The 22,519-nt window shown below is 68.6% G+C and carries 20 protein-coding genes and 1 pseudogene; 6 read left to right on the plus strand and 15 right to left on the minus strand.

Annotation, left to right across the window (positions count from 1 at the left end; genetic code table 11):
• Positions 1 to 44: 44 nt before the first annotated feature.
• Complete coding sequence (locus tag ABNX41_RS03535) at positions 45 to 1,457, minus strand: NHL repeat-containing protein (RefSeq protein ID WP_438668346.1); 1,413 nt, start codon at positions 1,455 to 1,457, stop codon at positions 45 to 47.
• Between the two features lie 133 nt (positions 1,458 to 1,590).
• Here ABNX41_RS03535 and ABNX41_RS03540 point away from each other — a divergent pair, with 133 nt between their 5' ends.
• Positions 1,591 to 2,427 (plus strand): alpha/beta hydrolase, encoded by an 837-nt coding sequence (locus tag ABNX41_RS03540; RefSeq protein ID WP_438668347.1) that lies wholly within the window; start codon positions 1,591 to 1,593, stop codon positions 2,425 to 2,427.
• Here the strand turns inward: ABNX41_RS03540 and ABNX41_RS03545 are convergent.
• Genes ABNX41_RS03545 through ABNX41_RS03555 form a run of 3 tightly spaced genes read right to left on the minus strand, consistent with a single transcriptional unit; the run spans position 2,412 to position 8,144 of the window.
• The gene (locus ABNX41_RS03545) at positions 2,412 to 6,266 is read right to left on the minus strand and encodes a non-ribosomal peptide synthetase (RefSeq protein WP_438668348.1); all 3,855 of its coding nucleotides are present in this window, start codon (positions 6,264 to 6,266) and stop codon (positions 2,412 to 2,414) included. The two genes, ABNX41_RS03540 and ABNX41_RS03545, sit on opposite strands and share 16 nt — an antisense overlap.
• A 1-nt stretch (position 6,267) precedes the next feature.
• Entirely contained in the window at positions 6,268 to 6,504 is a 237-nt protein-coding gene (locus ABNX41_RS03550) for a phosphopantetheine-binding protein (protein ID WP_438668349.1), read from the minus strand.
• Entirely contained in the window at positions 6,501 to 8,144 is a 1,644-nt protein-coding gene (locus tag ABNX41_RS03555) for a (2,3-dihydroxybenzoyl)adenylate synthase (RefSeq protein WP_438668350.1), read from the minus strand. The genes ABNX41_RS03550 and ABNX41_RS03555 overlap by 4 nt, the downstream gene beginning before the upstream one ends.
• A gap of 151 nt (positions 8,145 to 8,295) precedes the next feature.
• On the opposite strand from ABNX41_RS03555, the gene ABNX41_RS03560 reads away from it, so the two are divergent.
• The gene (locus tag ABNX41_RS03560) at positions 8,296 to 8,847 is read left to right on the plus strand and encodes a cytochrome b (RefSeq protein WP_438668351.1); all 552 of its coding nucleotides are present in this window, start codon (positions 8,296 to 8,298) and stop codon (positions 8,845 to 8,847) included.
• Here ABNX41_RS03560 and ABNX41_RS03565 read toward each other — a convergent pair.
• From ABNX41_RS03565 to ABNX41_RS03610, 10 genes and pseudogenes are all read right to left on the minus strand, one after another.
• Entirely contained in the window at positions 8,844 to 10,292 is a 1,449-nt protein-coding gene (locus ABNX41_RS03565; RefSeq protein WP_438668352.1) for an NAD(P)/FAD-dependent oxidoreductase, read from the minus strand. The genes ABNX41_RS03560 and ABNX41_RS03565 overlap by 4 nt on opposite strands.
• 234 nt (positions 10,293 to 10,526) lie before the next feature.
• Complete coding sequence (locus ABNX41_RS03570; RefSeq protein ID WP_438668353.1) at positions 10,527 to 11,459, minus strand: LysR family transcriptional regulator; 933 nt, start codon at positions 11,457 to 11,459, stop codon at positions 10,527 to 10,529.
• 34 nt (positions 11,460 to 11,493) lie between these two features.
• The gene (locus ABNX41_RS03575; protein WP_438668354.1) at positions 11,494 to 12,171 is read right to left on the minus strand and encodes a DUF1028 domain-containing protein; all 678 of its coding nucleotides are present in this window, start codon (positions 12,169 to 12,171) and stop codon (positions 11,494 to 11,496) included.
• 86 nt (positions 12,172 to 12,257) lie between these two features.
• Positions 12,258 to 12,671: a RidA family protein gene (locus ABNX41_RS03580; RefSeq protein WP_438668355.1), complete on the minus strand. Its 414-nt coding sequence runs from the start codon at positions 12,669 to 12,671 to the stop codon at positions 12,258 to 12,260.
• Between the two features lie 60 nt (positions 12,672 to 12,731).
• Positions 12,732 to 13,358, minus strand: a complete 627-nt coding sequence (locus ABNX41_RS03585) for a glutathione S-transferase family protein (protein ID WP_438668356.1) — start codon at positions 13,356 to 13,358, stop codon at positions 12,732 to 12,734.
• A 2-nt stretch (positions 13,359 to 13,360) separates the two neighbouring features.
• Positions 13,361 to 14,386: an NAD(P)H-quinone oxidoreductase gene (locus ABNX41_RS03590; RefSeq protein ID WP_438668357.1), complete on the minus strand. Its 1,026-nt coding sequence runs from the start codon at positions 14,384 to 14,386 to the stop codon at positions 13,361 to 13,363.
• 135 nt (positions 14,387 to 14,521) lie between these two features.
• The gene (locus ABNX41_RS03595) at positions 14,522 to 15,805 is read right to left on the minus strand and encodes a TRAP transporter large permease (protein ID WP_438668358.1); all 1,284 of its coding nucleotides are present in this window, start codon (positions 15,803 to 15,805) and stop codon (positions 14,522 to 14,524) included.
• Entirely contained in the window at positions 15,805 to 16,302 is a 498-nt protein-coding gene (locus tag ABNX41_RS03600; protein WP_438668359.1) for a TRAP transporter small permease, read from the minus strand. The genes ABNX41_RS03595 and ABNX41_RS03600 overlap by 1 nt, the downstream gene beginning before the upstream one ends.
• Complete coding sequence (locus tag ABNX41_RS03605) at positions 16,295 to 17,089, minus strand: maleate cis-trans isomerase family protein (protein WP_438668360.1); 795 nt, start codon at positions 17,087 to 17,089, stop codon at positions 16,295 to 16,297. The genes ABNX41_RS03600 and ABNX41_RS03605 overlap by 8 nt, the downstream gene beginning before the upstream one ends.
• Positions 17,086 to 18,072, minus strand: a pseudogene (locus ABNX41_RS03610) (TRAP transporter substrate-binding protein). Before ABNX41_RS03610 ends, ABNX41_RS03605 begins: the two are co-directional and overlap by 4 nt.
• Between ABNX41_RS03610 and ABNX41_RS03615 the strand changes: the two are divergent.
• Complete coding sequence (locus tag ABNX41_RS03615) at positions 18,059 to 18,238, plus strand: hypothetical protein (RefSeq protein ID WP_438668361.1); 180 nt, start codon at positions 18,059 to 18,061, stop codon at positions 18,236 to 18,238. The pseudogene ABNX41_RS03610 and the gene ABNX41_RS03615 overlap by 14 nt on opposite strands.
• 79 nt (positions 18,239 to 18,317) lie before the next feature.
• Here ABNX41_RS03615 and ABNX41_RS03620 read toward each other — a convergent pair whose 3' ends face one another.
• A complete protein-coding gene (locus ABNX41_RS03620; protein WP_438668362.1) occupies positions 18,318 to 19,271 on the minus strand; it encodes a LysR family transcriptional regulator in 954 nt (317 codons plus the stop codon).
• A gap of 164 nt (positions 19,272 to 19,435) precedes the next feature.
• Between ABNX41_RS03620 and ABNX41_RS03625 the strand changes: the two genes are divergently transcribed.
• The 3 genes from ABNX41_RS03625 (at position 19,436) to ABNX41_RS03635 (ending at position 22,501) form a co-directional block, all read left to right on the plus strand.
• Positions 19,436 to 19,873, plus strand: a complete 438-nt coding sequence (locus ABNX41_RS03625; RefSeq protein WP_438668363.1) for a type II 3-dehydroquinate dehydratase — start codon at positions 19,436 to 19,438, stop codon at positions 19,871 to 19,873.
• 210 nt (positions 19,874 to 20,083) lie between these two features.
• Positions 20,084 to 21,346, plus strand: a complete 1,263-nt coding sequence (locus ABNX41_RS03630) for a flavin-containing monooxygenase (RefSeq protein ID WP_438668364.1) — start codon at positions 20,084 to 20,086, stop codon at positions 21,344 to 21,346.
• A gap of 246 nt (positions 21,347 to 21,592) precedes the next feature.
• Complete coding sequence (locus ABNX41_RS03635; protein WP_438668365.1) at positions 21,593 to 22,501, plus strand: LysR family transcriptional regulator; 909 nt, start codon at positions 21,593 to 21,595, stop codon at positions 22,499 to 22,501.
• Positions 22,502 to 22,519: the final 18 nt, after the last annotated feature.

Here is a 22,519-nt window from a genome sequence, read left to right on the forward strand (position 1 = left end):
CAGGGAGGGGGCCGGGCGCGCAAGGGCACGCCCGGCCCGGGGGATTATTGCGCGACCGGGGTCAGCTTGTGCAGGCGGTTGCCGGTGGCATCCTCGTCGCCCAAGGATTTGTTCACCAGCCAGACATTGCCCAGCCCGTCGGCCTTGACCTCGTTCGGCAGCGAGCCCGCGTCGAGGTTCGCGACCACCTCGCCCGCCGGGCTGACCACGGTCACCGTGCCCGCGCCGCGATTGGCGACGAAGGCAAGGCCGCTGACCGGCTCGAAGGTGACGTAAAGCGCGCCGGCGCCGGTCTTGACGTCATGCAGCACGCTGCCGTCCGAGGCCTTGGCGATCACGACATTGTCCGACCCCTGGGCGACGATGAAGACGACATCGTCCTTGGCGTCATAGGCGATGGACGAGGCGCTGCGCAGCCCGGCCACCGGAAGCACACGGGCCTCAAGCGTTTCGGTGTCCAGCACGGCGATCTCGGCGGTGGTGTTGCTGACCGCGACCAGCGTGCCGCTTTCGGCGTCGAGGTCGATGTCCTGGCCGCCGAAGCTCTGGCCGCGAACCGTAGATTGCAGCGCGACCGAGCCGACATGCTCAAGCGTCGTGGTGTCGAAGACCTCGATCGTGGCGCCGCGCCCCAGGCTGACGAAGGCGCGGCCCTTGGCGGCGTCGATCTCGACGCTGAAGGCATGCGGGGTCACGCCGGGCTCGAACTGCTTGACCAGCGACAGGTCGGCCTGGCTGTAGACCGAAAGGGTGTTCTGCCGCGTGTTGGTCACCCAGACATTGCCGTTCACATCGTCGACGGCGATGCCGTAGACGGCGAACAGCCCGCCGTCGCTGCCGTCCGGGCGGGCCGGGGCGGCGGCGGGGTTGATCGAGGCAAGCGTTTCCAGCGTGGTCGCATCGACCTTGGACAGGGTCGAGTCGGTGACCGGCGGGCGCCCGACCGCGGCCGTCACGAAGATCGCGTTCGAGGCCGCGCTATAGGCGGTCTGGTAGGGGCTGGCCGGGGTGGCGACCACGGTCGCCTCGAATTTCTCGGCGCCCGAAAGCGGCAGGTCGGGCGAGACCTTCACCTCGACCACGGTGGCGGCGGCCGGTTTCTCGGCGATCACCAGCACGGGCTGAAGCCCGACGGAGGCTTCGGAATCCACATCGACCTCGACGCTGAAATTGCCCTCGGCATCGACGATCACCGGGGTGTCGCCGCTCAGGACGGTGGCGCCGCGTTGCAGGGTGATTTCCTGGCCCGGCAGCAGGCCGGTGCCGGCGATCACCGCCTTGCCGCCCGCGACGATCGGCTTGCCGCGCTCGGCCGAGCTGGCGCTGACATTGCCGACAAAGCCCAGGCCGGTGGGCGTGAAGACGCTTTCCGCCGCGACCGGGCCGACCAGCGCCATCACCGCCAGCGCGGTGCCGCCAAGCGTTACACGCAAGAAATTACCGGGAAAATTCGCCATGATCCTCTCCAAATCCAGAATTGTGGTCGAGGGGCTGGTCCGTCTTGACAGGCTGGCATTCGACGGGCGCATCAGTATATTCTTGAGCACAATTGTCAACTTGCTTTGGCGCGATGCGCGCGGGGATCAGGGAATGTCAGAGACCGGAAAAGTCGGCCCGGCCCATGCCACCCGGCCTGCGGAGCTGCAACTTTTCGTGACCGGCAGCCCGACCCATGTGCTGTCGCAGAAGGCGGTCGGGACCGGGCCGGGGCACCGGTTGTTCCTGGCCGTGCCGAAAGCGCCGCCCCCGCCGGGGGGGTGGCCGGTGGCCTATCTTCTCGATGGCAATGCGGCCTTCGACTATCTCGACCAGAGCCATCTCGATCTTGCCCCGGGCCTTGTGCTGGTGGGGGTGGGCTACGACACCGACCGCCAGTTCGCGCGCGAATTGCGGACGCTGGATTTCACCGCACCGGACGGGCCCGGCGACGGCATCCGTCCCGATCCGGTGCATGAGGGGCGGATGGCGGGGGGCGCCGCGCTGTTTCTGGACCGGCTCACCGGCCCGCTGCGCGAGGCCGCCGAGGCGGGGATCGCGGTCGATCCGGCGCGCCGCACGCTGTGGGGTCATTCCTTCGGCGGGCTCTTCGCGCTTTACGCCCTGCTCACCCGACCGGAGGCCTTCGCGCGGTTCGCCGCGATCAGCCCCTCTATCTGGTGGGACGAGCCGCTGATCCGCCGCATCGCCGATGCGGCAAGGGCGCGGCATGCGCTGGCGCCGCTGCTGGTGGCGCTCGGCGATCGCGAGAAACGCTCGGGCAGCGGCGGCCCGCCGCCCGACGGGCCCGCCCCGGCGACGCTGGCGCTGGTGCGGGCGCTGGCCGGCCACCAGGGGCCCGCGCCGCAACTGCATGTGCTGCCCGGCCATGTCCATATCCAGACCCTGGCCGGATCCTTTCCGCTGGCGCTGCCCTACGCGGCGGGCTGATCCGCCATTGCCGCGCGCAGAAGCGGCGCGATCTGCGCCACCGCCGGGGCCGAGATCATCTGGGCATGCAGGAAGGGCATTTCATGGGCGGCGACCTCGGCGGCCCATGGTTGCCAGAGCGCCGCCGTCAGGTCCCGGTCGCGGTGGTCCCGCCCGGCCCGGATATGGGTCAGGCGGCCGGACATCGCGCGGTGATGATGGCCGCGCACCAGGCGGTTGGTGCTGGTGACCAGCCGCACCACGGCGTCCAGCACCGGCTCGGGCAGGGCGGCCAGCGCGCCGCCGCCCCGGCGCAGGAAGCCCACCACCTTGGCGCGGCTGTCCAGTTCGGGATGGCCGTCGGGATCGTGGCCGGCGATGGCGAGCAGCGCGCGCAGCGCCGCGACCGGATCGGGTTCAGGCTCTGCGCGCCAGACATCCGCCGGATAGCTGTCCAGCAGCGCGACCATGCCGACCGCTTCCCCGCGCTGGACTGCCATCTCCTGCGCGATCAGCCCGCCGACTGACCAGCCCGCCAGATGCAGCGGCCCGCCCAGTCCCGCCGCCGCCAGCCGCGCGTTGTAACCGGCGGCAAGGGCGGTCAGGCTGGAGGGGACCGGCTGCGCCGGATCGAGGCAGGGATGTTGCAGCGCATAGACCCGCCGCTCGGGCGCGATGGCGCGGGCGAGCGTCCGGTAGCCCCAGCCCAGCCCCCCGGCGGGATGCAGCAGCACCAAAGGCATCGCGGCCGGATCCCCCTCGGCCAGCAGAAGCAGCGGGCCCAAGCCGTCCCCGGCCGCCATACCGTCCGCGATACCATCCAGGCGCTGCGCCAGCGCCGCGATGGCGGGATGTTCGAAGATCGTGCCGATGCCGGTTTCGCGCCCGGTCTCTTCCTCGATCCGCAGCGCAAGCCGCACCGCCGACAGCGAGTCGCCGCCCAGGGCGAAGAAATCCGCCTCGGCCGGGGGCGGCGCGTCGAGATGCAGGATCTCGGCGAAAAGCCGGGCCAGCAGGATCTCGGTCGGCGTTTCGGCCGCGCGCCCGCGCGCGGCGAAGACCGGGGCGGGCAGCGCCTTGCGGTCGAGCTTGCCGTTCGCGGTGACCGGCAGCGCGTCGAGCGCGACCTCGGCCGCGGGCACCATATAGGCGGGCAGCCTTGCCCCAAGCGCCGCCGCGATGGCGCCGGGACGATGGCCCCCCGCGGGCACCACATAGCCGACGAGGCGCTTTTCGCCATTCTCCTCGCGCGCGATCACCACCGCCTCGCGCGCGAGGCCGGTTTCCATGATCGCGGCCTCGATCTCGCTCAGCTCGATCCGCAGGCCCCGGATCTTCACCTGATGGTCCGAGCGACCCAGATAGACCACCGCCCCGTCGGGCCGCAGCCGGGCCAGGTCGCCGGTGGCGTAAAGCCGCGCGCCCTCATGGGGGACGAAACGCTCGGCGGTCAGGTCGGGGCGGCCCAGATAGCCGCGCGCCAGTTGCACCCCGCCAAGATAGAGATGGCCCGCTAGCCCCGGCGGCACCGGGCGCATCCGGTCGTCCAGCACCCGCAGCGCGGTGTTCCAGACCGGAAAGCCGATCGGCAGCGGGTTCGAGCGGTCGTCCGGCGTGGCAGACCAGTGGCTGACATCCACCGCCGCCTCGGTCGGGCCGTAGAGGTTGTGCAGCCCGGCGGTGACGGTGGCGTGGAAGCGCGCGCGCTGGTCGGCGGTCAGCTCCTCGCCCGAGCAGAACACGCGCGCGAGTTGCAGCCCCCGGGCCTGCGGCGCGGCCAGGAAGGCCGAGAGCATCGAGGGCACGAAATGCAGCGTGGTGATGCCATGGTTGCGGATCAGCCGCGCCAGTTCGACCGGATCGCGATGCGCGCCGGGGGGCGCCATGACCAGGGTTCCGCCGCAGAGATAGGGCAGGAAAAACTCCCAGACCGAGACGTCGAAGCTTGCCGGGGTCTTTTGCAGGATCCGGTCGCGATGTTCGAATCCGTAGTGGTCGCGCATCCAGAGCAGCCGATTCACGATGGCGCGATGTTCGATCATGACGCCTTTGGGCGCCCCGGTCGAACCCGAGGTGAAGATGACATAGGCCAGATCCCCGGGCGCGGGACGGCCCGAGGGGCGGCCCTCGTCGTCCGGCCAGTCCTCGCAGATCAGCAGCGGCGCGTCGCCGGGCAGGCGGTCCGCAAGCGCGGCACAGGTCAGCACCGCGACGGGCCGGGCCTGTTCCAGGATCCCCGCCAGCCGCGCGGGCGGGTGGTCGGGGTCGAGCGGAAGATAGCCCGCCCCGGCGCGCAGCACGGCGACCAGCGCCACCGAAAGCTCGACCGAACGGTCGAGCAGCACCGCGACCAGCCGGTCGGGCCCGGCGCCGCGCGCCTGAAGATGCGCGGCCAGCGCCGCGCTGCGCCGGTCGAGTTCGGCATAGCTCAGCACCTCGTCGCCGAAGACCAGCGCGGGGGCCTCGGGTCGGGCCTGCATCTGCGCCTCGATCAGCGCGGTCAGCGTGGTGTCGGGCAGGGGATGGGCCGTCGCGGCATTGGCGGCGTCGATCCGCGCGATCTCGGCGGGGGTGGCGGTGGCGACCGGCGCCAGCCGCCCCGCCCGCAGTGTCGCGTCCAGAAAGGCGGGAAGGCGCGCGGAATGGCCTGCGATGACCTCGGCATCGTAAAGCGCCGGATTGGCGTCGACCTCGAACAGCATGCCGCTTTCGGGATCGCCCCGGAAGGTCAGCGTCAGGTCGTCCACCGCCCCGGCGCCCAGGATGTGCAGCTTCACCTCCAGCCTGGGGAAGACCGGCGGGCGGTCGAAGGGCTGGATGTTGATCAGCGGGCCGTAAAGCCTGCGCGCCCCCCCGACGAGGCCGAGATCGCGGCGCAGCGCCTCGGAACGGTAGAGGCCGTGGCGCCGCGCCTCGCGCATCTCCTGCAGCAGCGGGCCGAGCCAGTCGGCCAGGGCGGCATCCTCGTCGGGCCTGATGCGCTGCGGCAGGACGTTCATCGCCATGCAGGGCAGGTTTGCGATCTTGCGGCCCATCCGCGCCATGAAGGGCAGGCCCGCCACCACCTCGCCCCCGGTCCAGCGCGCCAGATAGGCGCCGACAAGGCCGGTCAGCACATCGGTCCAGTTCATCCGGTTCCGGTCCGACCAGTCCAGCAGCCGCGCCAGCAGGTCGGGCGCGATCCAGGTGGCGTGGCGCAGGAAATGCCCGGCGCTGACGGCGCGGCCCGGGGCCGGGCCGGTGACCTCGGGCAGGTCGGCCATCCTCGCGCGCCACCAGGCGGCATCGCCGTCGCGCTGCGGCGAGGCGATATAGGCGGCATCCTCCTCGAAGGCGGTCTCGATCCCGCGGAAGGCCCGGGGCTCGGGCGCCTGCGCGGTCAGATGGCCGTAATGCGCGCCGATGCGGTTGGTCAGCAGCACGAAGCCGTAGCCGTCGATGGCCAGATGGTGGATGCGCTGGTAAAGGAAATACCGCCCGCCGCCGAGATGGAAGAGCGTGAAGGCAGCGTTCTGGTCGCGCGCGAGGTCGATCGCGCGGCCGCTGTCGGCCTGCATCCGCGCCAGCGCCTCGGGTTCGGGGGCGGGATGGCGGGTCAGGTCGACCTCGGCCATCTCGGGCCCCGCCTCGGCCAGCCATTGCACCGGCCCGGGGCCGAAGCGCAGCCGCAGCGCGCCGGTCTCGTGGATGGTCCGCGCCATGGCCTCGCGCAGGGCGGCGAGGTCGACCGCGCCCGACAGTTCCAGATATTGCCCGGTGTTCAGGATCGGATTGGCGGGATCGAGTGCCTGGAAATACCACAACCCCTGTTGTGCCTCGGTCAGCGCGAAGCTTCCGGGCGGTGCCCCGTTGCCGTCCATCTCAGCCCGCCAGCCCCCGCGCCGAGATTTCGGCCCACCATTCGCCCAGGGTGCCGTGTTCGGCCAGGATCGAGAAATCGGCCTTCAGCCCGGCCTCTTCCCATTCCATCGCCAGCCGCATCAGCCGCAGGCTGTCGAGCCCGAGGTCGGGCAGGCTGTCGGTATCGCCGATCTCCTCGGGGTCGAGGTGGATCATCCGCGCGATATCGGCGCGCATCCGTTCCAGCGTCAGGCTCATGCCCCGGTCTCCTTCTCGAGAAACTGCGCCCGAAGGGCGGCGCGCAGCGTCTTGCGGCTGATCTTTCCAACGGCGGTGGTGGCGAATTCCGTCACGAAAACCACCTGGTCGGGCACCTTGAACTCGGCAAGCCCGCGCGTGCGCATGAAGGCCTTGATCTCGGCGGCCTTCGGGCGCGCCCCGCCCTCACGCGGGATGACGAAGGCGCAACTGCGCTCTCCCAGATAGTCGTCGGGGATCGAGACCACGGCGGCGTCGAAGACCATCGGATGGGCCAGAAGATGGTCCTCGACCTCTTCGGCCGAGATCTTCTCTCCCGCCCGGTTGATGTGGTCGCCCGCGCGGCCCTGCACGGTCAGATAGCCGTCGGGGCGGCGGATGACGATATCGCCGGTGCGGTAGAACCCGTCGGGGGTGAAGCTGCGCGCATTGGCCGCCGGTTCGTCGTGATAGGCGCGGATCGTATAGGGGCCGCGGGTCAGCAGATGGCCCGGGGTGCCGTCGGGGACCGGAGCGCCCGCATCGTCGAGGACGAGGATTTCGTCGTCGGGGCTGATCGGGCGCCCCTGGGTGGTGAGGATCGTGGCCTCGTCGTCGTCGAGGCGGGTGTAGTTCACCAGCCCCTCGGCCATGCCGAAGACCTGCTGCACCCCGCAGCCGAGCGCGCCGCGCACCCGCGCCGCCGCCTCGGGCATGAATTTCGCGCCGCCGACCTGAAGCACCCGCAGGCTGCCCAGGTCGTGGGGGGTCTTGCGCGCGGCCTCCATCCACAGAAGCCCCAGCGGCGGCACGACGCCGGTGATGGTGACCCCCTCGCGCGCGATCAGGGAAAAGGCGGTCTCGGCCGCCGCATTCGGCGCCATCACCACCCGCGCCCCGGCTGAAAGCGCGCCGAAGACGCCGGGCGAGCTCATGGCGAAATTATGGGCGGCGGGCAGGGCGCACATATAGACGCTTTCGGCGTCCAGCCCGCAGATCCCGGCGCTGGCGCGGAAGCTGTAGATGTAATCGTCATGGGTGCGCGGGATCAGCTTGGAAAGCCCGGTGGAGCCGCCCGAGATCTGGAGAAAGGCGACCGAGGCCGGATCGGGCCGGGGCAGGTCGCGCCCGTCCGCGCGGAACCCGTCGAAGGCGACATGCCCGCCCGCCTCGCCCGCCACGATGACATGGGCAAGGGCGGGCACCTCGGCGCGCAGCTTTTCGGCCAGCGGCGGATAGGCGAAGCCTTCGTGGCGGTCGACGGTGACGATCGCCCGCGCGCCCGATTTGCGGGCGAAATGCGCCAGTTCCGTCTCGCGATGCGCAGGCAGGGCATAGACCGGGATCAGCCCGGCCAGGAACAGGCCGAAGACGGCGGGCAGGAAGGCCGCGACATTGGGGATCTGCACGATCACCCGGTCGCCCGGCACGAGGCCGAGGTCGAGATAGCCGCAGGCGGCGGCCTCGGCCCGGGCCAGCAGGGCGCCGTAGCTGAGCCGCTCGTCGCCCGCGACGACGGCGATGCGGTCGGGATGGGCCCCGGCGCGCGCGCGCAGGAGATCGCCGAAGCTCTCGCCCCGCCAGTAGCCTTTGGCGCGATAGCGGGCGGCGAGATCCTCGGGCCAGATCTGGCGGGGCAGGGTCGGGTCGGTCGGGGGCATCGCTGGGATCCGCTTGCGGGACGGGGAAGCGCGGGCAGGGGTTAGTATGTCAAAGAAAATAAGTCAACTTTCCGCTGCCCCCGGTTGGGCGGTGGTGCCAAGCCTGCTATGGGCGGGTCAGAGCATGTGCCAGCGACAGGAGCCCGTCCGAATGCGCCAGATCGAGATCTTTGACCGGCCCGCCGCCTATGGCCTTGTGACGCGGCTTTTGCACTGGTCGATCGCCGGGCTGATTCTTTGGCAGTTCACCGGCATGATCCTGCGCGGGATCCTGGGGCGGCATCCGGTCTCGGGCTTCTTCGTTGGCCTGCACCAGCCGATCGGGGCCTTGCTGTTCGTGATGATCCTGGCGCGGATCCTCTGGGCGCTGGTCAACCGCCGCCGCCGTCCCCCGCATGGCGCCGGGCTGATCGGGCTGGCGGCGCGGCTGGGGCATTTCGCGCTTTACGCGGTGATGCTGGTGGTGCCCCTGTCGGCGCTGCTGCGCGCCTTCGGGCAGGAGCGCGCCTTCGCGCCCTTCGGGATCACGGTGTTTCCCGCCCGGGACGAGCCCGTCGCCTGGATGGTGACGCTGGGCGACGCCTTGCATGGCGAGGTCGCCTGGCTGCTGCTCGCCCTCATCCTCGGCCATGTCGCGATGGTGATCGTGCATGAATGGCTGTGGCGCGACCGGACGCTGGCCCGGATGGCCGGGCGCGGCTAGGCCGGGCGGGATCGGCCCGCCTTTCCGCCCGTGATCCGCTCCAGCTCGAAATGATTCGGGCCGATGGCCGGGGCCGTGCCGGCCACCAGGTCGGCCATCAGCTCACCGGCGCCCAGTCCCTGGGTCAGGCCGAAGGTGAAGCCGCCCATCACGAACAGGCCCTGAACCGCGCGGATCGGGCCGATGACCGGCAGTTGATCCCTTGCGACATCGACCGTTCCGGCCCATCGCTCGATCACGCGGGCCTGGTTGAACACCGGAAATTCCTCTCGCAGCCAGCCGAGCGATTCATCCAGCGTGCCGTCGTTCTGCGTCGGCGCCATGATCCGCGCGCGCTCGAACGGGGTCTGCTCGTCCAGCCGCCATTGCCGCTCGACCCGGAAAGAGCGCGTCAGGTCGGCGCCGAGCGCCATGTCCAGCGGTGTGTCGCCCATCAGCATACCCGGCAGCGCGGGCAGGAAATCGGGCAGAAGCGCGAAGCTGTCGCGCAGGATCGGCGCGGTCATGAAGCGCGGGCCGTTGGAATAGCTGCCGTCGACCTCCTTGCGCCAGACCACGCGGCCGACGGCGCCGCAGGCGGGCGGGCCGTCGACGGCGCCGATCCGCTGCTGCGACAGATAGACCGGCAGGACGGGAAAGCCGATCCCGGCATTGCCCAGCAAAAGCCGCGACCAGGTGCCGCCCGCCACCACCAGCGCGCCGGTGCGGATGGCGCCCTTCTCGGTGACGACATGCGAGATCGCGCCCGCCTCGGTCTCGTAGCCGCGCACGGCGCAGTCGGTCACGATCGCCACGCCGCGCGCGATGGCGGCCTCGGCCACGGCAGGGGCGGCGAGCGCGGGCTCCATCCCGCCGTCGTCGTCCTGGTAAAGCCCCATTTTCCAGTCCGATTGCGCGCCGGGCAGCATTTCTGCCAGTTCCGCCCCCTCGACGAAGCGGGCGCGGATCGGGGCGTGGTCGGGCGCGGCGGCCTCGGCCCCCGCAAGCCATTCCCGCGCGGCCTCGATCTCGCTGTCTTGCTGGAAAGCCTGCACGCGGCCGTAATCGCGATAGCTGGTATCGCGGCCGATCCGGGCGTTCATCGCGCGCCAGAGCGATTTGCTGTGCTGGCCGAGTTCGACCACCTCTTGCGGCAGGCCGTAATTGGTTACCTGGCCATAGGCGCGGCTCGACTGCTCGCAGGCGATCCCGCCTTTTTCACAGACCACCACCGAGAGGCCCTTTTCGGCAAGGAAGAACGCGGTCGCGACGCCCATGATCCCGGCGCCGACGATGACCACATCTGCCTCGGGCGGCAGGTCGGCCTGGCCCGCGACCGGCCTTGCGCGAGAGGTGGAGGGCGCCATCGTTCCGGGCCGCATTGCCATCGGCACCATCACCGCCGCGCCGCCGACCGCGGCCAGGGCGGCGGTTCCAAGCAGCACATTCCGCCGCGTGACGTTCATCGGCTTCCCTCCCCCCGATTACATTCCGAACAAAAGGCCCGTCGGCGCGTTTCGCGCAGCTTTCGGGTCGGCCCCTCCTCCGCCCCCGGCTGGCCGCACCCGACTGGCCGCGTCTTCGGCATGGATCGCCCGACGCTGCCTTACCAACTTGCGCGCGGAAGGATGGTTCCGCCGTGCCCGCCCCCGGGGCAGCCCGGACCGTGGGTTTCCGGCCCCGCCCGGACCCCGAGGGGGTCAGGCGCGGATGACGATCCCCGGCATCGCACCGGCATCGGCGGCCTCATGGCAATGTTCGATGAAGGCGCGGATGGTGCGCGAGACATGCGCGACGCGAGACATCGCGATCCCCAGCCGCAGCACCTGCACATCGCTGTCGAGCGGGACGAACCTCAGCGGCATCCCGTCGAGGGATTCCTCGGAAACCGTGCGCAGGTTGGTGATGCCGAAGCCGTAGCCCGAGGCGACGAGGCTGCGCTGCACCGAAATCTCGGTCGTGCGCTCGGAGATGCGGGGGCGGCGGCCGAGATTGCGGAAATGCGACATGAAATATTCGGCGCTGTGCGGCAGGTCCAGCAGCACCATCCTGTGGTCGAGAAGATCCCCGGGCCGCAGCCGGTCGCGACCGGCCAGCGGATGATCGGGCGCCAGGAGGACATGGGGCGGCAGTTCGGCCAAAGCCTCGAAGGTGATGTCGCTGGGCAGCGAAAGATCGTAGGTCAGCGCGACATCGATGCGGCCCTGGCCCAGGGCCTCGAAGATCTGGGCCTGATCCAGCTCCATCTGGCTGAAATCGACATTCTCGAACTTGTCCTCGAAGCTGCGGCGCAGTTGCGGGATCATGGTCTGGACGAAGGTCCGCAGCCCGCCGACACGAAGCGAGCCGCGCACCGCATCGGTGAAGACATTGGCAAGCTCGTTCAGCTTCGCGGCCTCGGCCAGCACCGCGCGGGCCTGTTCCATGAAGCGGATGCCGGTCGGCGTCAGGGCCGAGCCCTGGGCGTGGCGGCGGGTGAACAACTGGACGCCGAAGCCGGCCTCAAGCTGGGCGATGGCCGACGACATCGACGGCGCCGAGACGTTCACCTTCTCGGCCGCCGTGGTGATGCTGCCCGCCTCGCCGACGGCGATGAAATATTCAAGCTGCCGAAGGGTGAAGCGAAGCGGCATGGGGTCCTCTCGTCTTGATCGGTTGCGAGGCGGCTCAATCGTCTCCCGGCACAGCATAGGACGGCGCCGCGCCGGGATCGAGCGCGCGGGTCACATAGTCGGCCATCTGCGAGCGGAAGACCCCCCAGGCTTCGGTCAGCGCGGCGACCGGGCAATCGGTGGTCCAGTCGATGCGCAGATCGGCAAGCGGCCAGTCGTGGCGGTCGACCAGAAGCAGCCCGGCGGAATGGACCGGCCCGGCCTCGCCCCCGGCGAGAAGTCCGGCCCGCAGCGCGGCGATCAGCCTGTCGCCAAGCGCGGCCCCGCCGCTGTCGCGGAAGGCGGCCACCATCGCCTCGGGGACGGCGGTGTCGGCCAGAAGATTGCCCGCCGCGGCGACATCGCGGTCCTGGGCCTCGCTCCACTGGCCCAGGACCCTTGCGCCGGAATGGATCGCGCTCTGGCCATCGCGCCCGACCGCCAGCACCTGGCGCCAGGCCATATGCTCGCCGCTGCGCTCCAGGATGGCGAGGGCCTCGGCCGCCGTCGCGCCGCGTGCCATCAGGTCGAGCGCATGGGGCCCCAGCCGCGGATCGGTGACGTTCTGGGTCGCGACGGCGCCGACCCCGGCCCGGGCAAAGGCGCAACGCGAGGCCACGGCGGGCGAGGAAGAGGAAATGGCAAGGCCGAACATTCCCGTTTCAGGGCAATGGCCGATGATGGAAAAGGTCATGACGTTTCCTTTCTGATATTCCCCGGGCCGATAATCCCCCACGACCACGCGAAAACCTTCGAAAATCGAAAGTCCCGGGCCCGCGCCTAGTCCGGTATGACGGCGGTCGCGTCGATCTCGACCAGCCATTCGGGACGGGCGAGCGCGACCACCACCAGCCCGGTGCAGACCGGATGCACGCCTCGGATATATTCGCCCATGGTGCGATAGACCGCCTCGCGGTGGCGCACATCGGTCAGATAGACCACCAGCTTGGTGACATGTTCCATCCGCCCGCCGCATTCCTCGACAAGCTGGCGGATGTTCCGCATCACCTTGTGGGTCTGCTCCACCGGGTCGTGGCTGTCGATGTTGCGCGCCGTGTCGAGGTCCTGCGGGCACTGGCCGCGCAGGAAGATCGTGGTCCCGCGCGCCACCACCGCCTGGGCGAGGTCGTTGTCCAGCGCCTGTTCGGGATAGGTGTCGCGCGTGTTGAACTTGCGGTGACGGTGATGGGCCATCGGGCTGTGCCTTCCTTTCGGTGTTCCTGGTTCCGCGGGCGTTTCGCGCCCGTGGCATTCTCATGCGCAAGGGCGCGTCGCCAGCATGGCGGGGCGCCGTTCGCAGGCGGCGTGCCAGTCGGCCAGCGGCCCGCGCCCCTTGCGCCAGTCGAGGTCGGGGAAGCGGAAGTCCAGCCAGCCGAGCGCGCAGGCATAGGTGATCGTGCCGATATCGACGGTCTCTGGGTCGGGAAGATCGGCGAGCATCGCATCCAGCGCATCCGCGATCTTCTCGCCCTGCTTCTCGATCCACAGCGGCCAGTGCAGCGGCGCGGGGCGCAAGAGCGTCTCGTAGCGCAGCAGCAGCCCGGCCTCCATCAGCCCATCGGCCAGCGCCTGGCGGCGCAGCGCCCTCCAGCGCGCGGCGCCGGTCGGGAACAGGCGCGGCGCGCGCCCCTGCGCCGCCGCGATCTCGTCGAGATATTCGCAGATCACCCGGCTGTCATAAAGCACGGTCCCGTCGGCCATGCGCGCGGCGGGCACCCTTGCCAGCGGGTTGAAGGCCTGGATCCGGGGATCGCGCACCACCGGATGGGCGGCGCTTTCGAGGATCTCGATCCCCTCGGCCAGGGACAGCTCATGGGCCGAGGCCATGACCTTGCGCACGAAGGGCGAGGCCGACGACCAGTAAAGCGACATCTGGAACATGGTTAGCACTCGTCCTGGATCTGCAGGACGATCTTTCCGAAATTCGCCCCCGATTCCAGCCTTCGATGCGCCTCGGCCGCCTCTGCCAGCGGCAGCACCCCGGCGATGACCGGCCGCACCCGGCCCGCCGCAAGCAAAGGCAGCAGGTTGCGCGAGACATCACGCGCGATCGCGGCCTTTTCGGCATCCGGTTTCGGGCGCAGGGTCGAGGAGCTGAGCCAGGCCCCCTTGCGCATCAGCAAGCCCAGATCGACCGGCGCCATCATGCCGGTCATGAACGAAAGGCCGATATGGCGCCCGCCCGGAGCCATCAGCGCAAGGTGGCGGTTCACCGCCTCGCCGCCCAGAATGTCAAGCACGACATTGATGCCCCGCCCGGCGGCCAGCCCTTCCAGTTGCGCCTGCGCATCGGCGGCGCGGTAATCGACGGCGGTCGCGCCCATCTTCGCCAGACGGCGGCATTTCTCGGCCCCGCCTGCCGTGGCGATCACGCTTGCGCCGATGGCCCGCGCCAGTTGCAAAGCCAGCGTGCCGATGCCCGAGGCGCCGCCCTCGATCAGCAGCACCTCGCCCGGGCGCAGCGCCCCCCGGTCGAAAAGGTTGTGCCAGATCGTGAACAGGCCCTCGGGCAGGGCGGCGGCCTCGGTCAGCGAAAGCCCCGGGGGGATCGGCAGGCAATGCTCGGCCCGGGCGCAGGCATGGGTCGCATAGCCGCCCGCCTTCAAGAGCGCCATGACCCGGGTCCCGACCAGCGCGGGATCCACCCCCGGGCCGCAGGAGAGCACCTGGCCCGCGACCTCAAGCCCCAGGATGTCCGAAAGCCCCGTCGGCGCGGGCAGCGCGCCGGAGCGCTGCATCAGATCCGGCCGGTTCACCCCGGCGGCGGCGACCGCGATCAACACCTCGCCGGGGCCCGGCTGCGGCGGATCGCGCCGCACCAGGCGCAGGACCTCGGGCCCGCCCACGCCCTCGGCGATCACCGCGCGCATGGCGCCGGGCTGGAAATGGTGGGTGGGGGAGGGGTTCATTCCTGTGTTCCAATCGTTGGGGTTCCGGGCGAGAGGCCCGACCGGATAGGCCCGCCCGGATGGGCCGGGGGCGCCTTCCTCCCGGCCCCCGGCCGGGGCCGGGATTGCCGTTCATCCTGTCGCCTCTGCCGGGGGTCAGCCCTGCATCAGCTCGGGCAGGAAGGTCGAGATGGCGGGGAACAGGGTCAGGATGATCAGGGCCGCGAACAGCGCGTAAAGGAAGGGCATATTTGCGCGCGTGACCGCCAACACATCCTCCTTGCCGATCTTCGCCGCCACCAGGATGGCGATCGCGACCGGCGGCGTCACCTGCCCGATCACCACGGTCATGACGATCAGCACGCCGAAATGGACCAGATCCACATCCATCGCCAGCAGCGACGGCAGCAGCACCGGCATGATCATCGGGATCAGCGGATCCAGCACCATCCCCGCAACCAGCGCCAGCGCCAGCAGCACGAAGATCCGCAGCACGGTGCTTTCGAACGGGAACAGCACATCCAGCCCGGCGGCCAGCGCCCTGGGCACGCCCGCCTGCGACAGCGCCCAGCCAAGCGCGGTCGAAAACCCCACCACCATCAGCACCTCGCCCGTGAGGATGACGGAATCCACCAGCGCGCCGCGCAGCTTCTCCCAGTCCAGCGCGCGGTAGACCAGCCCGCCCAGCACCAGCGCATAGGCGACGGCGAAGGCTCCGGCCTCGGTCGCGGTGAAGATCCCGAACACCAGCCCGCACAGGATCATCGCGGGCATGCCCAGGGGCAGGATCGCCGCCTTGCCGGTGCGCAGGACCTCTCTCCATTCGAAGGAATGGACGGCGGACCAGCCGTTCTTGCGCGCCAGGAAGAAGATCGTGACCATCATGGCCGCCGCCATCAGCAGCCCCGGCACCACGCCCGCCAGGAAGAGCGAGCCGAGCGAGGTGCCGGTGACGACCGAATAGAGGATCATCGGCGAGGATGGCGGGATCAACACCCCGATGCCCGAGGAGGTCGCCGTGACGGCGCAGGCGAAGGGGCCGGGATAGCCATGCGCCTTGAGCTTGGGGATCGTGACCGAGCCCGAGCCCGCAAGGTCGGCGACCGAGGTGCCGATCATCCCGCCGAACATCACGCTGGCCAGCACGTCGACATGGGCCAGCCCGCCGCGCATCCAGCCCACCAGCGCCACGCAGAAGTCGAACAGCTTGGTCGCGATGCCCGAGACATTCATGATCCCGCCCGCGAAGATGAACAGCGGCAGCGTGATGAGGATGTAGTCGCTGACACCGGCCAGGACCTGCTGGGGAAAGGCCATCGCCCATCCCCCCGAAAAGGCCAGGAACAGCAGCACCGATGCGGCAAGCGACACCACGACCGGGATCCCGATCAGGACCATGGCGCAAAGCGCCAGAAGCGTCAGGGCGGCAAGGGTCAGCATCACAGGTGCTCCGGTGCGATCAGGTCGATGAGGAAGGCCAGCGACAATCCCACGGCGCAGCCGATGATCCCCGAGATCGCGATGCCCTTGGGCAGGCCCAGGATCGGCGAGCGGTCGCCCCCGAACAGCAGGATGTATTCCCAGGCCAGCCAGGCCAGCACCGCCATCACGCCGATGCCCAGGATGTTCTGGAACACGGCCAGATGCCGCCGCATGCGATTGGGCAGCTTCCCGGTCCATATCCCGCAGGCGATCAGCCCGCCGCGCAGCGCCGCTACGGTGATGCCAAGCGCGCCCAGCCACATCAGCAGGGCCTTGACCACCTCCTCGGTCCAGACCAGCGGTGCCGAAAGCAGGTAGCGCGACAGCGAATTGGCCAGCACCAGCGCCACCAGCACGACCAGCAGCACCATCGCCGCGCTTTCCACCAGCCACCGCAGCCGCGCCCGCAGTGCGCGCGACCGGGTGGCGGCATGTCCGATGATCCGGTCATTCATCTTTCTCATACCCCCTGAACAGGCGGCCATAGCCCGGCTTCGCCCCCTTGACGCCCGCAAGATGCAGGCAGTGCCAGAACGAAGCCTGGATGGCCGAGACCACCGGCTTGCCCAGTTTCTGCTCAAGCGCGTCGATGGCGCCGACCGAGCGCAGGTTGGTGCAGGAGATGAAGACGGCCGAGGCGTCGGGATGGTCGACCGCCAGCACATGATCGTAGATCCGTTCCAGCGGAACCTCGGCCAGCGCATGGTCGTCCGAGATGTCCATATGCGCGCTTTCGACCACCTGATGGCCGTTTTCCTCCAGAAAGCGGATGGCGCGGGTGTGGATCTCGGAGAGATAGGGCGTGACCAGCGCCACCTTGCCCGCCCCGACCTGCGCCAGCGCCGCCAGGGTCGCGGTCGAGGCGGTGGTGATCCTGACCCCCGGCACCCAGCCCCGGATCTTCGCGGTCAGCGCCCTGTCATAGGCGGTGCCGTGCAGGAAAGAGGCCGAGGTGCCGCCAAAGCACAGGACGTCGATCGGCGCGGCGCCGACATGGCGCGCCGCCGTTTCAAGTTCCGGCGCCGCCATCATCTCCTCGATGCCCTGGACCGTGACCTTGGGCAGGCGGATCCGCGCGGTATGCGTCGATACGCCGGGGGCGGATATCGCCCACATCTCTTCCTCCATCACCACCGAGGAGGCGATGTAGATCAATCCGATGCGGGCCAGATCGCCCGAGCCGTCATACATGAAGCGGGGGTATCCGGTGGCGGGGGCCACCGGGGTCTTTTCCGAGATCACTTCAGCATGCCCTCGACTTCGGCCATGAACTCCGGCGTCACGATTTCGGCCACCTTGGCGCGGATCGGTTCGGCGGCGGCCTGGAAGGCGGCGATGTCGGGCTCGGTCACGGTGACGCCCGCGGCGCGGAACTCTTCGACCAGACTGGCGTCGCTGTCGTCGGAGAGGGTGCGCGTGGGGATGACGGCGGCGCTTGCGGCCGCCTTGACCTGGGCCTTCATCTCGTCCGGGAGCGCGTCATAGGCCCGTCCGTTCATGACCAGGGTGACGGGCGTGTAGATGTGGTTGGTCAGCGAGATATAGGGCTGCACCTCGAAGAGCGAGAATTCCTTGATCACGGACAGCGGGTTCTCCTGACCGTCGATGAGCCCCTGCTTGAGGCCCATGTAGACCTCGCCCAGCGGAAGGTTGGTGGGCGAGGCGCCGAGCGCGGTGAAGGCCATCATCCGCGTCGGGCTGCCGGGCGTGCGCAGCTTCAGCCCCGCCAGATCCGCTGGAACCTTCACCTCGCGCTTCGAATTCTACACCACCCGGACGCCCAACTCGCCGAAGGCCAGCACTTCCAGCCCGCTCTTCTCGCGCAGCGAGGCGGCCAGCACCGCACCCAGCTCGCCGTCCAGCGCCGCCCGCGCCACGTCTTTCGAGGCGAAGAGGAAGGGCGCGTCGAAGATCGAGAATTTGGTGTCCAGCGCGGCCACGCCATCGGTGCCCATCGGGATCACCTCGACCGCGCCGGCCCGGATCAGCTCGTTGAGCGTGTTCTCGTCGCCCAGCGAGCCGCCGTCGTAGAATTCGATCTTGACCTCGTCGCCCGCCGTGGCCTGCAGATTGTCGCGGAAGGCCGAAAGCATGACATGGGTCGGATCGCCGGGAGTGGTTTCCACGGCAAGGCGCAGCGTGACCTCGGCCCCTGCGATCGACGTCGACATCGCCAATGCGGCAAGCGCAAGGGCAAGACGGCGGCCCGGATTGAAGCGTTTCATTTCGATGACCTCTCCTGATTTGTGGTTTTGGCAATTCTCAGATAAAGATTTTATCCGGGCAATTGCCGGAGGATGTGAAATCTTCACCAAAGCCAATGAATTGATGCCCAAAAAATGGACTGGTCAGGAACAAAGCCCATCGAGATTTGGCCTGCCTTTTTCCTGAATAAGGAAAATCTATGCAGGGGCGGATTCGATATTAAAGGGTCGAATCTAAGCAGCGATAAGCCTGCTTGAAATTCGGGTCAGATCCGCGGGCCTCGATGCAGTGCGAAGGGGCCGGGGCGTTGCGCGAACAGCCCGCCCGAGGCGAATGCAGAACGGATGAAATCCGAAAATGCGCGGGCGGCCGGGCGCAGTTCGCTGCGCGACAGATGCAGAAGATTAATTCGCACCGGCTCCAGCGGCTCCTCGATCTGCACGACCGAGATTTCGCTGCCGTCATAGCCGATGCGCGACTGCGGCAGCACATTGCGCAGCGCATAGCCCAGCCCATTGCCCACCAGTCCGCGCACGATCTCGGAGGACTGGCTGCGGAAGGCGATCCTGGGGGTCAGGTCGAATTGCGCGAAATGGCCCAGGAAGTAGTCCCGCGAATGCGGCAGGTCGAGCAGGATCAGCGGCTCATGCGCCAGTTCCGCCAGGCTCAGCGACTTGGCATGCGCCAGCGGGTGGTCCGCCGCCAGCAGGGCATAGGGCGGCAGGGCGGCCAGTTCCTCGGCGTCCAGATCCGGCGAAAGCGCGAAATCGTAGCTCAGCGCCAGTTCGATGCCGCCGCTTGTCAGCCCGTCCAGGATGACCTGCTGGTTGCCGTCGACAAGCCGGATGGTGATCTGGGGGTAGAGCCGCGAGAAGCCCGCGATCAGCCCGGGCATGTAGCGCATCGCCAGCGAGGAAAAGGCGCCGACATGGATCTCGCCGCTGAGCGGATCGCCGAGCGAGGTCGCAAGCTGCTCGAATTCGCGCGCCTGGGTCAGAAGGCGGCGCGCCTCGGCGATCAGACGCTCGCCCGCCGCCGAAAGCGTCATGCCGCGCGCGTGGTGGCGCACGAAGACCGGATATCCCAGATCCTTCTCGACCTGCGCCAGAACGGCGGAAATCGAGGGCTGGGTCACGTTCAGCCGCCGCGCCGCTCCGGTGACCGACCCGGCCTCCGCGGTCTCGACCATGTAGAGCAGGGCGCGAAAGGAAAGCTGCATCGGACTCCTCCTCAGCGAGACCGGCCTCGGGCGGGCGTTCCATCCGGGGCCGCGCCGGGGCGGGTCGTTCGGCGCAACCTTCGCATTGCAAAGGCAGAAGCGAATTCAGCTTCCCCCCGTGCGAGGGTTAGGCTGCACATTACGCTTGCAGCCCAGGAAACACCATGCCCCGCGTCATGTTCATCAACGGCCCGAACGCCAATCTTTACGGGCTCGACCCCGGCGGCACCTATGGCCGCCGCAGCTTTCCGCAGATAGCGGCGGCGTGCCGCGCCCGCGCCGGGGAACTCGGCATTGAGCTGGATTTCCGCCAGTCGAACCACGAGGGCGCGATCGTCGACTGGATCCAGGAGGCGCGGCAGGGCTGCGACGGCCTGCTGATCAACGCGGCCGGGCTGACCTATACGTCGATCGCCATCCTGGACGCGCTTCTGGCCTTCGAGGGCCCGATCCTGGAATGCCACATGAGCAATATCTGGAAGCGCGAGCCGTTCCGCCATCATTCCTATATCTCAAGGGCGGCGACCGGAATCATCGCCGGTCTTGGCGCCGAGGGTTATCTGTTGGCCCTGGCCGCGATGAAGGGGCTTTTGGCCGAATAGGCCGGAATGGCGCCCGATCCGAAAGGGCGAAATTCTACCCAAGGATTTCCCGAGGTTCTGGCTAGGAATATTCTTGTTTCCACTTCATCTCTTCCTGCTTAAATCGGCCATCATGCGGGATCCGTGACCGGCTCTCGAAATCCTCATCCCCCTTTGAGTCGCGGATCCTTCGATCCGGTCCTTGCGCATGGAAAGTTTCCGGGAAAAGCTATGACGATAGAAAAAATCGACACCCTGGTCGTTGGCGCCGGCCAATCCGGCATCGCGATGAGCGAGCACCTGACGGCATTGGGCGTTCCGCATCTGGTTCTGGAAAGAAACCGCGTGGCCGAGCAATGGCGGACCGGGCGTTGGGATTCGCTGGTGGCCAATGGGCCCGCCTGGCACGACCGTTTTCCCAATATGGAATTCGACGATGTGGCGCCCGATGTCTTTCCGCCCAAGGATCGCATGGCGCGCTATTTCGAGGATTACGCCCGCATGATCGATGCGCCGATCCGCACCAATGTCGAGGTGAAGCGCGTGATCCGCAATACCGGGCGGCCGGGCTTTCTCGTCTCTACCTCGCAAGGCGTGATCGAGGCGCAGCGGATCGTCGCGGCGACCGGCCCGTTCCAGGTGCCGAATGTGCCGCGGATCGTCCCCGAGGACAGCGGTATCGCGCAGATCCACTCCTCGGCCTACAGGAACCCCGGCCAACTGGCCGAGGGCGCGGTTCTGGTGGTGGGGGGCGGGGCCTCGGGCTCGCAGATCGCCGAGGAGTTGCACCGTGCCGGGCGGCGGGTCTTTCTTTCCGTCGGCGAGCATTACCGGCCGCCGCGCAGCTATCGCCAGCGCGATTATGTCTGGTGGCTGGGCGTTCTGGGCAAATGGGACGAGATCACGACCACGCCGAAAAAGAAGCATGTGGCCTTTGCGGTCAGCGGCTATGACGGCGGAAAGACCATTGATTTCCGTCGCTTTGGCCATGCGGGCATCACCATTCTGGGCTCGGCCGAATCCTTCCGGGACGGCGTGCTGAAACTGGCGCCCGATCTGGCTGCGAATATCGCCGAGGGGGACCGCGCCTATCTCGACGTCCTGCGCGAGGCCGACGCCTATGTCGAGCGCAACGGCGTCGATCTGCCGCCCGAGCCCGAAGCCTGGGACATCGCCTCGGATCCCGATTGCATCGCCGATCCCATCCTGGAGCTGGACCTGAAGGCGCAGAATGTGACGACGATCATCTGGGCGACCGGCTTCAGGTTCGATTTCGGCTGGCTGGAGGTGGATGCCTTCGACGCGCAGGGCATGCCGTTCCACAAGCGCGGCATCTCGGCCGAAACCGGCATCTATTTCCTCGGCCTGCCGGAGCTGACCAACCGGGCCTCTTCTTTCATCTACGGCTGCTGGTATGATGCGAAATATATCGCCACCCATATCGTGGTGCAGCGGAATTATGTCGCCTATCGAAGGGCATCCGATCCGGGTTGATTTCGGTCGGTCCGAATATCGCCCCGTGGCGCGGGCGGGTTCAAAAGGCTCCATGGCCATGGGGCATGGCGGCGCCTGGAACGGCCGATTGTCTTGCATGAAAGCCGGGCGGGCTGCGGGCTTTTCGGCCCCGGCCCCGTGCCGCCTTCAATTCTTGCCGCATCCGCTCTACCATCGGACGGCGGGGGCGTGTCGCTTCGCCGGTCCCCGCCAGATCCCTGTCCGTCCTGCCGGAGGCCGCGCCCCGTGTCCCGCATCGATCTCATGCGCGCCTTCGTCGCCCTGGGCGAGATCGGCAGCTATCGCGCGGCGGCCGAGCGTCTGGGCATCACCCAGCCCACGCTGACCAAGCAGATCGTCCGGCTTGAGGACATCCTTGGCCGCCAGCTCTTTCTCCGCTCGCGCCAGGGGACGGAGCTGACGGAATTCGGACGGGCCTATCTGAGCGAGGTCCAGCCGCTGATCCATGAGGCCGACCGGGTATGGGACCTGGGCCTGCGGATGGCTTCGGGCGACACCGGGCGACTTGCCATCGGCTTCACCTTCTCGGCGCTGGAGGTGATGTCGCATGCGCTTCTGGCGTTCCGGCAGACCTATCCCGGGGTGGAGCTGACCTTCGACGACATTTCCTCGCAAAGCCAGTTGCCGATGTTGCGCGAAAACCGGCTCGACATCGCCCTCGCGCGCTGGCCGGGTCCGGGGGACCTTGCCTCTCGGCTGGTGGCGCGCGACCGGCTGGCGCTGGCCTATCCGGCGGAGCTTGCGGGCGTCATCACCTCGATCGACAGCCCGGCCCTCCGGAGCCAGCCCTTCATTCGCCTGAAACAGGCCATCGCGCCGGGGTTCGAGGGGGTGGTGCAGCGCTTCCTGGACTGGAAAGGCATCACGCCGGGCAGCACGCATCGGGTGAATGAAAGCCTCGTGCAGTTGCGCATGGTCGAGGCGGGCTTCGGCGTGGCGCTGATGCATGCCTCTTCCGTCGCCCGGATCATCGACCCGGCCCGGATCGTCGTGCGCGAGATCCCCTCGCCGCCGCAGGGGCCGGTGCTGGATTGGCAGACGGGCCTTTACTGGCGGCGCGACGACCGCGATCCGGTGGTGAAGGCCTTCCTGAGGATCGCGCGGGAAGCGATTCCCGCCCTGCCCGAGGGCTGATCGGGGCCTGATCCGCCC

The organism is Pseudogemmobacter sonorensis (genome assembly GCF_042762395.1).
Lineage (GTDB): Bacteria > Pseudomonadota > Alphaproteobacteria > Rhodobacterales > Rhodobacteraceae > Pseudogemmobacter > Pseudogemmobacter sonorensis.

Excerpts from the sequence above, each read along its gene's own strand:
- ABNX41_RS03570 (WP_438668353.1), bottom strand. The coding sequence starts at position 11,459 with ATGCCGCTTCGCTTCACCCTTCGGCAGCTTGAATATTTCATCGCCGTC.
- ABNX41_RS03600 (WP_438668359.1), bottom strand. The coding sequence starts at position 16,302 with ATGAATGACCGGATCATCGGACATGCCGCCACCCGGTCGCGCGCACTG.
- ABNX41_RS03540 (WP_438668347.1), top strand. The coding sequence starts at position 1,591 with ATGTCAGAGACCGGAAAAGTCGGCCCGGCCCATGCCACCCGGCCTGCG.
- ABNX41_RS03585 (WP_438668356.1), bottom strand. The coding sequence starts at position 13,358 with ATGTTCCAGATGTCGCTTTACTGGTCGTCGGCCTCGCCCTTCGTGCGC.
- ABNX41_RS03590 (WP_438668357.1), bottom strand. The coding sequence starts at position 14,386 with ATGAACCCCTCCCCCACCCACCATTTCCAGCCCGGCGCCATGCGCGCG.
- ABNX41_RS03565 (WP_438668352.1), bottom strand. The coding sequence starts at position 10,292 with ATGAACGTCACGCGGCGGAATGTGCTGCTTGGAACCGCCGCCCTGGCC.
- ABNX41_RS03630 (WP_438668364.1), top strand. The coding sequence starts at position 20,084 with ATGACGATAGAAAAAATCGACACCCTGGTCGTTGGCGCCGGCCAATCC.
- ABNX41_RS03595 (WP_438668358.1), bottom strand. The coding sequence starts at position 15,805 with ATGCTGACCCTTGCCGCCCTGACGCTTCTGGCGCTTTGCGCCATGGTC.
- ABNX41_RS03560 (WP_438668351.1), top strand. The coding sequence starts at position 8,296 with ATGCGCCAGATCGAGATCTTTGACCGGCCCGCCGCCTATGGCCTTGTG.
- ABNX41_RS03580 (WP_438668355.1), bottom strand. The coding sequence starts at position 12,671 with ATGGCCCATCACCGTCACCGCAAGTTCAACACGCGCGACACCTATCCC.
- ABNX41_RS03545 (WP_438668348.1), bottom strand. The coding sequence starts at position 6,266 with ATGGACGGCAACGGGGCACCGCCCGGAAGCTTCGCGCTGACCGAGGCA.
- ABNX41_RS03555 (WP_438668350.1), bottom strand. The coding sequence starts at position 8,144 with ATGCCCCCGACCGACCCGACCCTGCCCCGCCAGATCTGGCCCGAGGAT.
- ABNX41_RS03535 (WP_438668346.1), bottom strand. The coding sequence starts at position 1,457 with ATGGCGAATTTTCCCGGTAATTTCTTGCGTGTAACGCTTGGCGGCACC.
- ABNX41_RS03550 (WP_438668349.1), bottom strand. The coding sequence starts at position 6,504 with ATGAGCCTGACGCTGGAACGGATGCGCGCCGATATCGCGCGGATGATC.
- ABNX41_RS03575 (WP_438668354.1), bottom strand. The coding sequence starts at position 12,171 with ATGACCTTTTCCATCATCGGCCATTGCCCTGAAACGGGAATGTTCGGC.
- ABNX41_RS03625 (WP_438668363.1), top strand. The coding sequence starts at position 19,436 with ATGCCCCGCGTCATGTTCATCAACGGCCCGAACGCCAATCTTTACGGG.
- ABNX41_RS03620 (WP_438668362.1), bottom strand. The coding sequence starts at position 19,271 with ATGCAGCTTTCCTTTCGCGCCCTGCTCTACATGGTCGAGACCGCGGAG.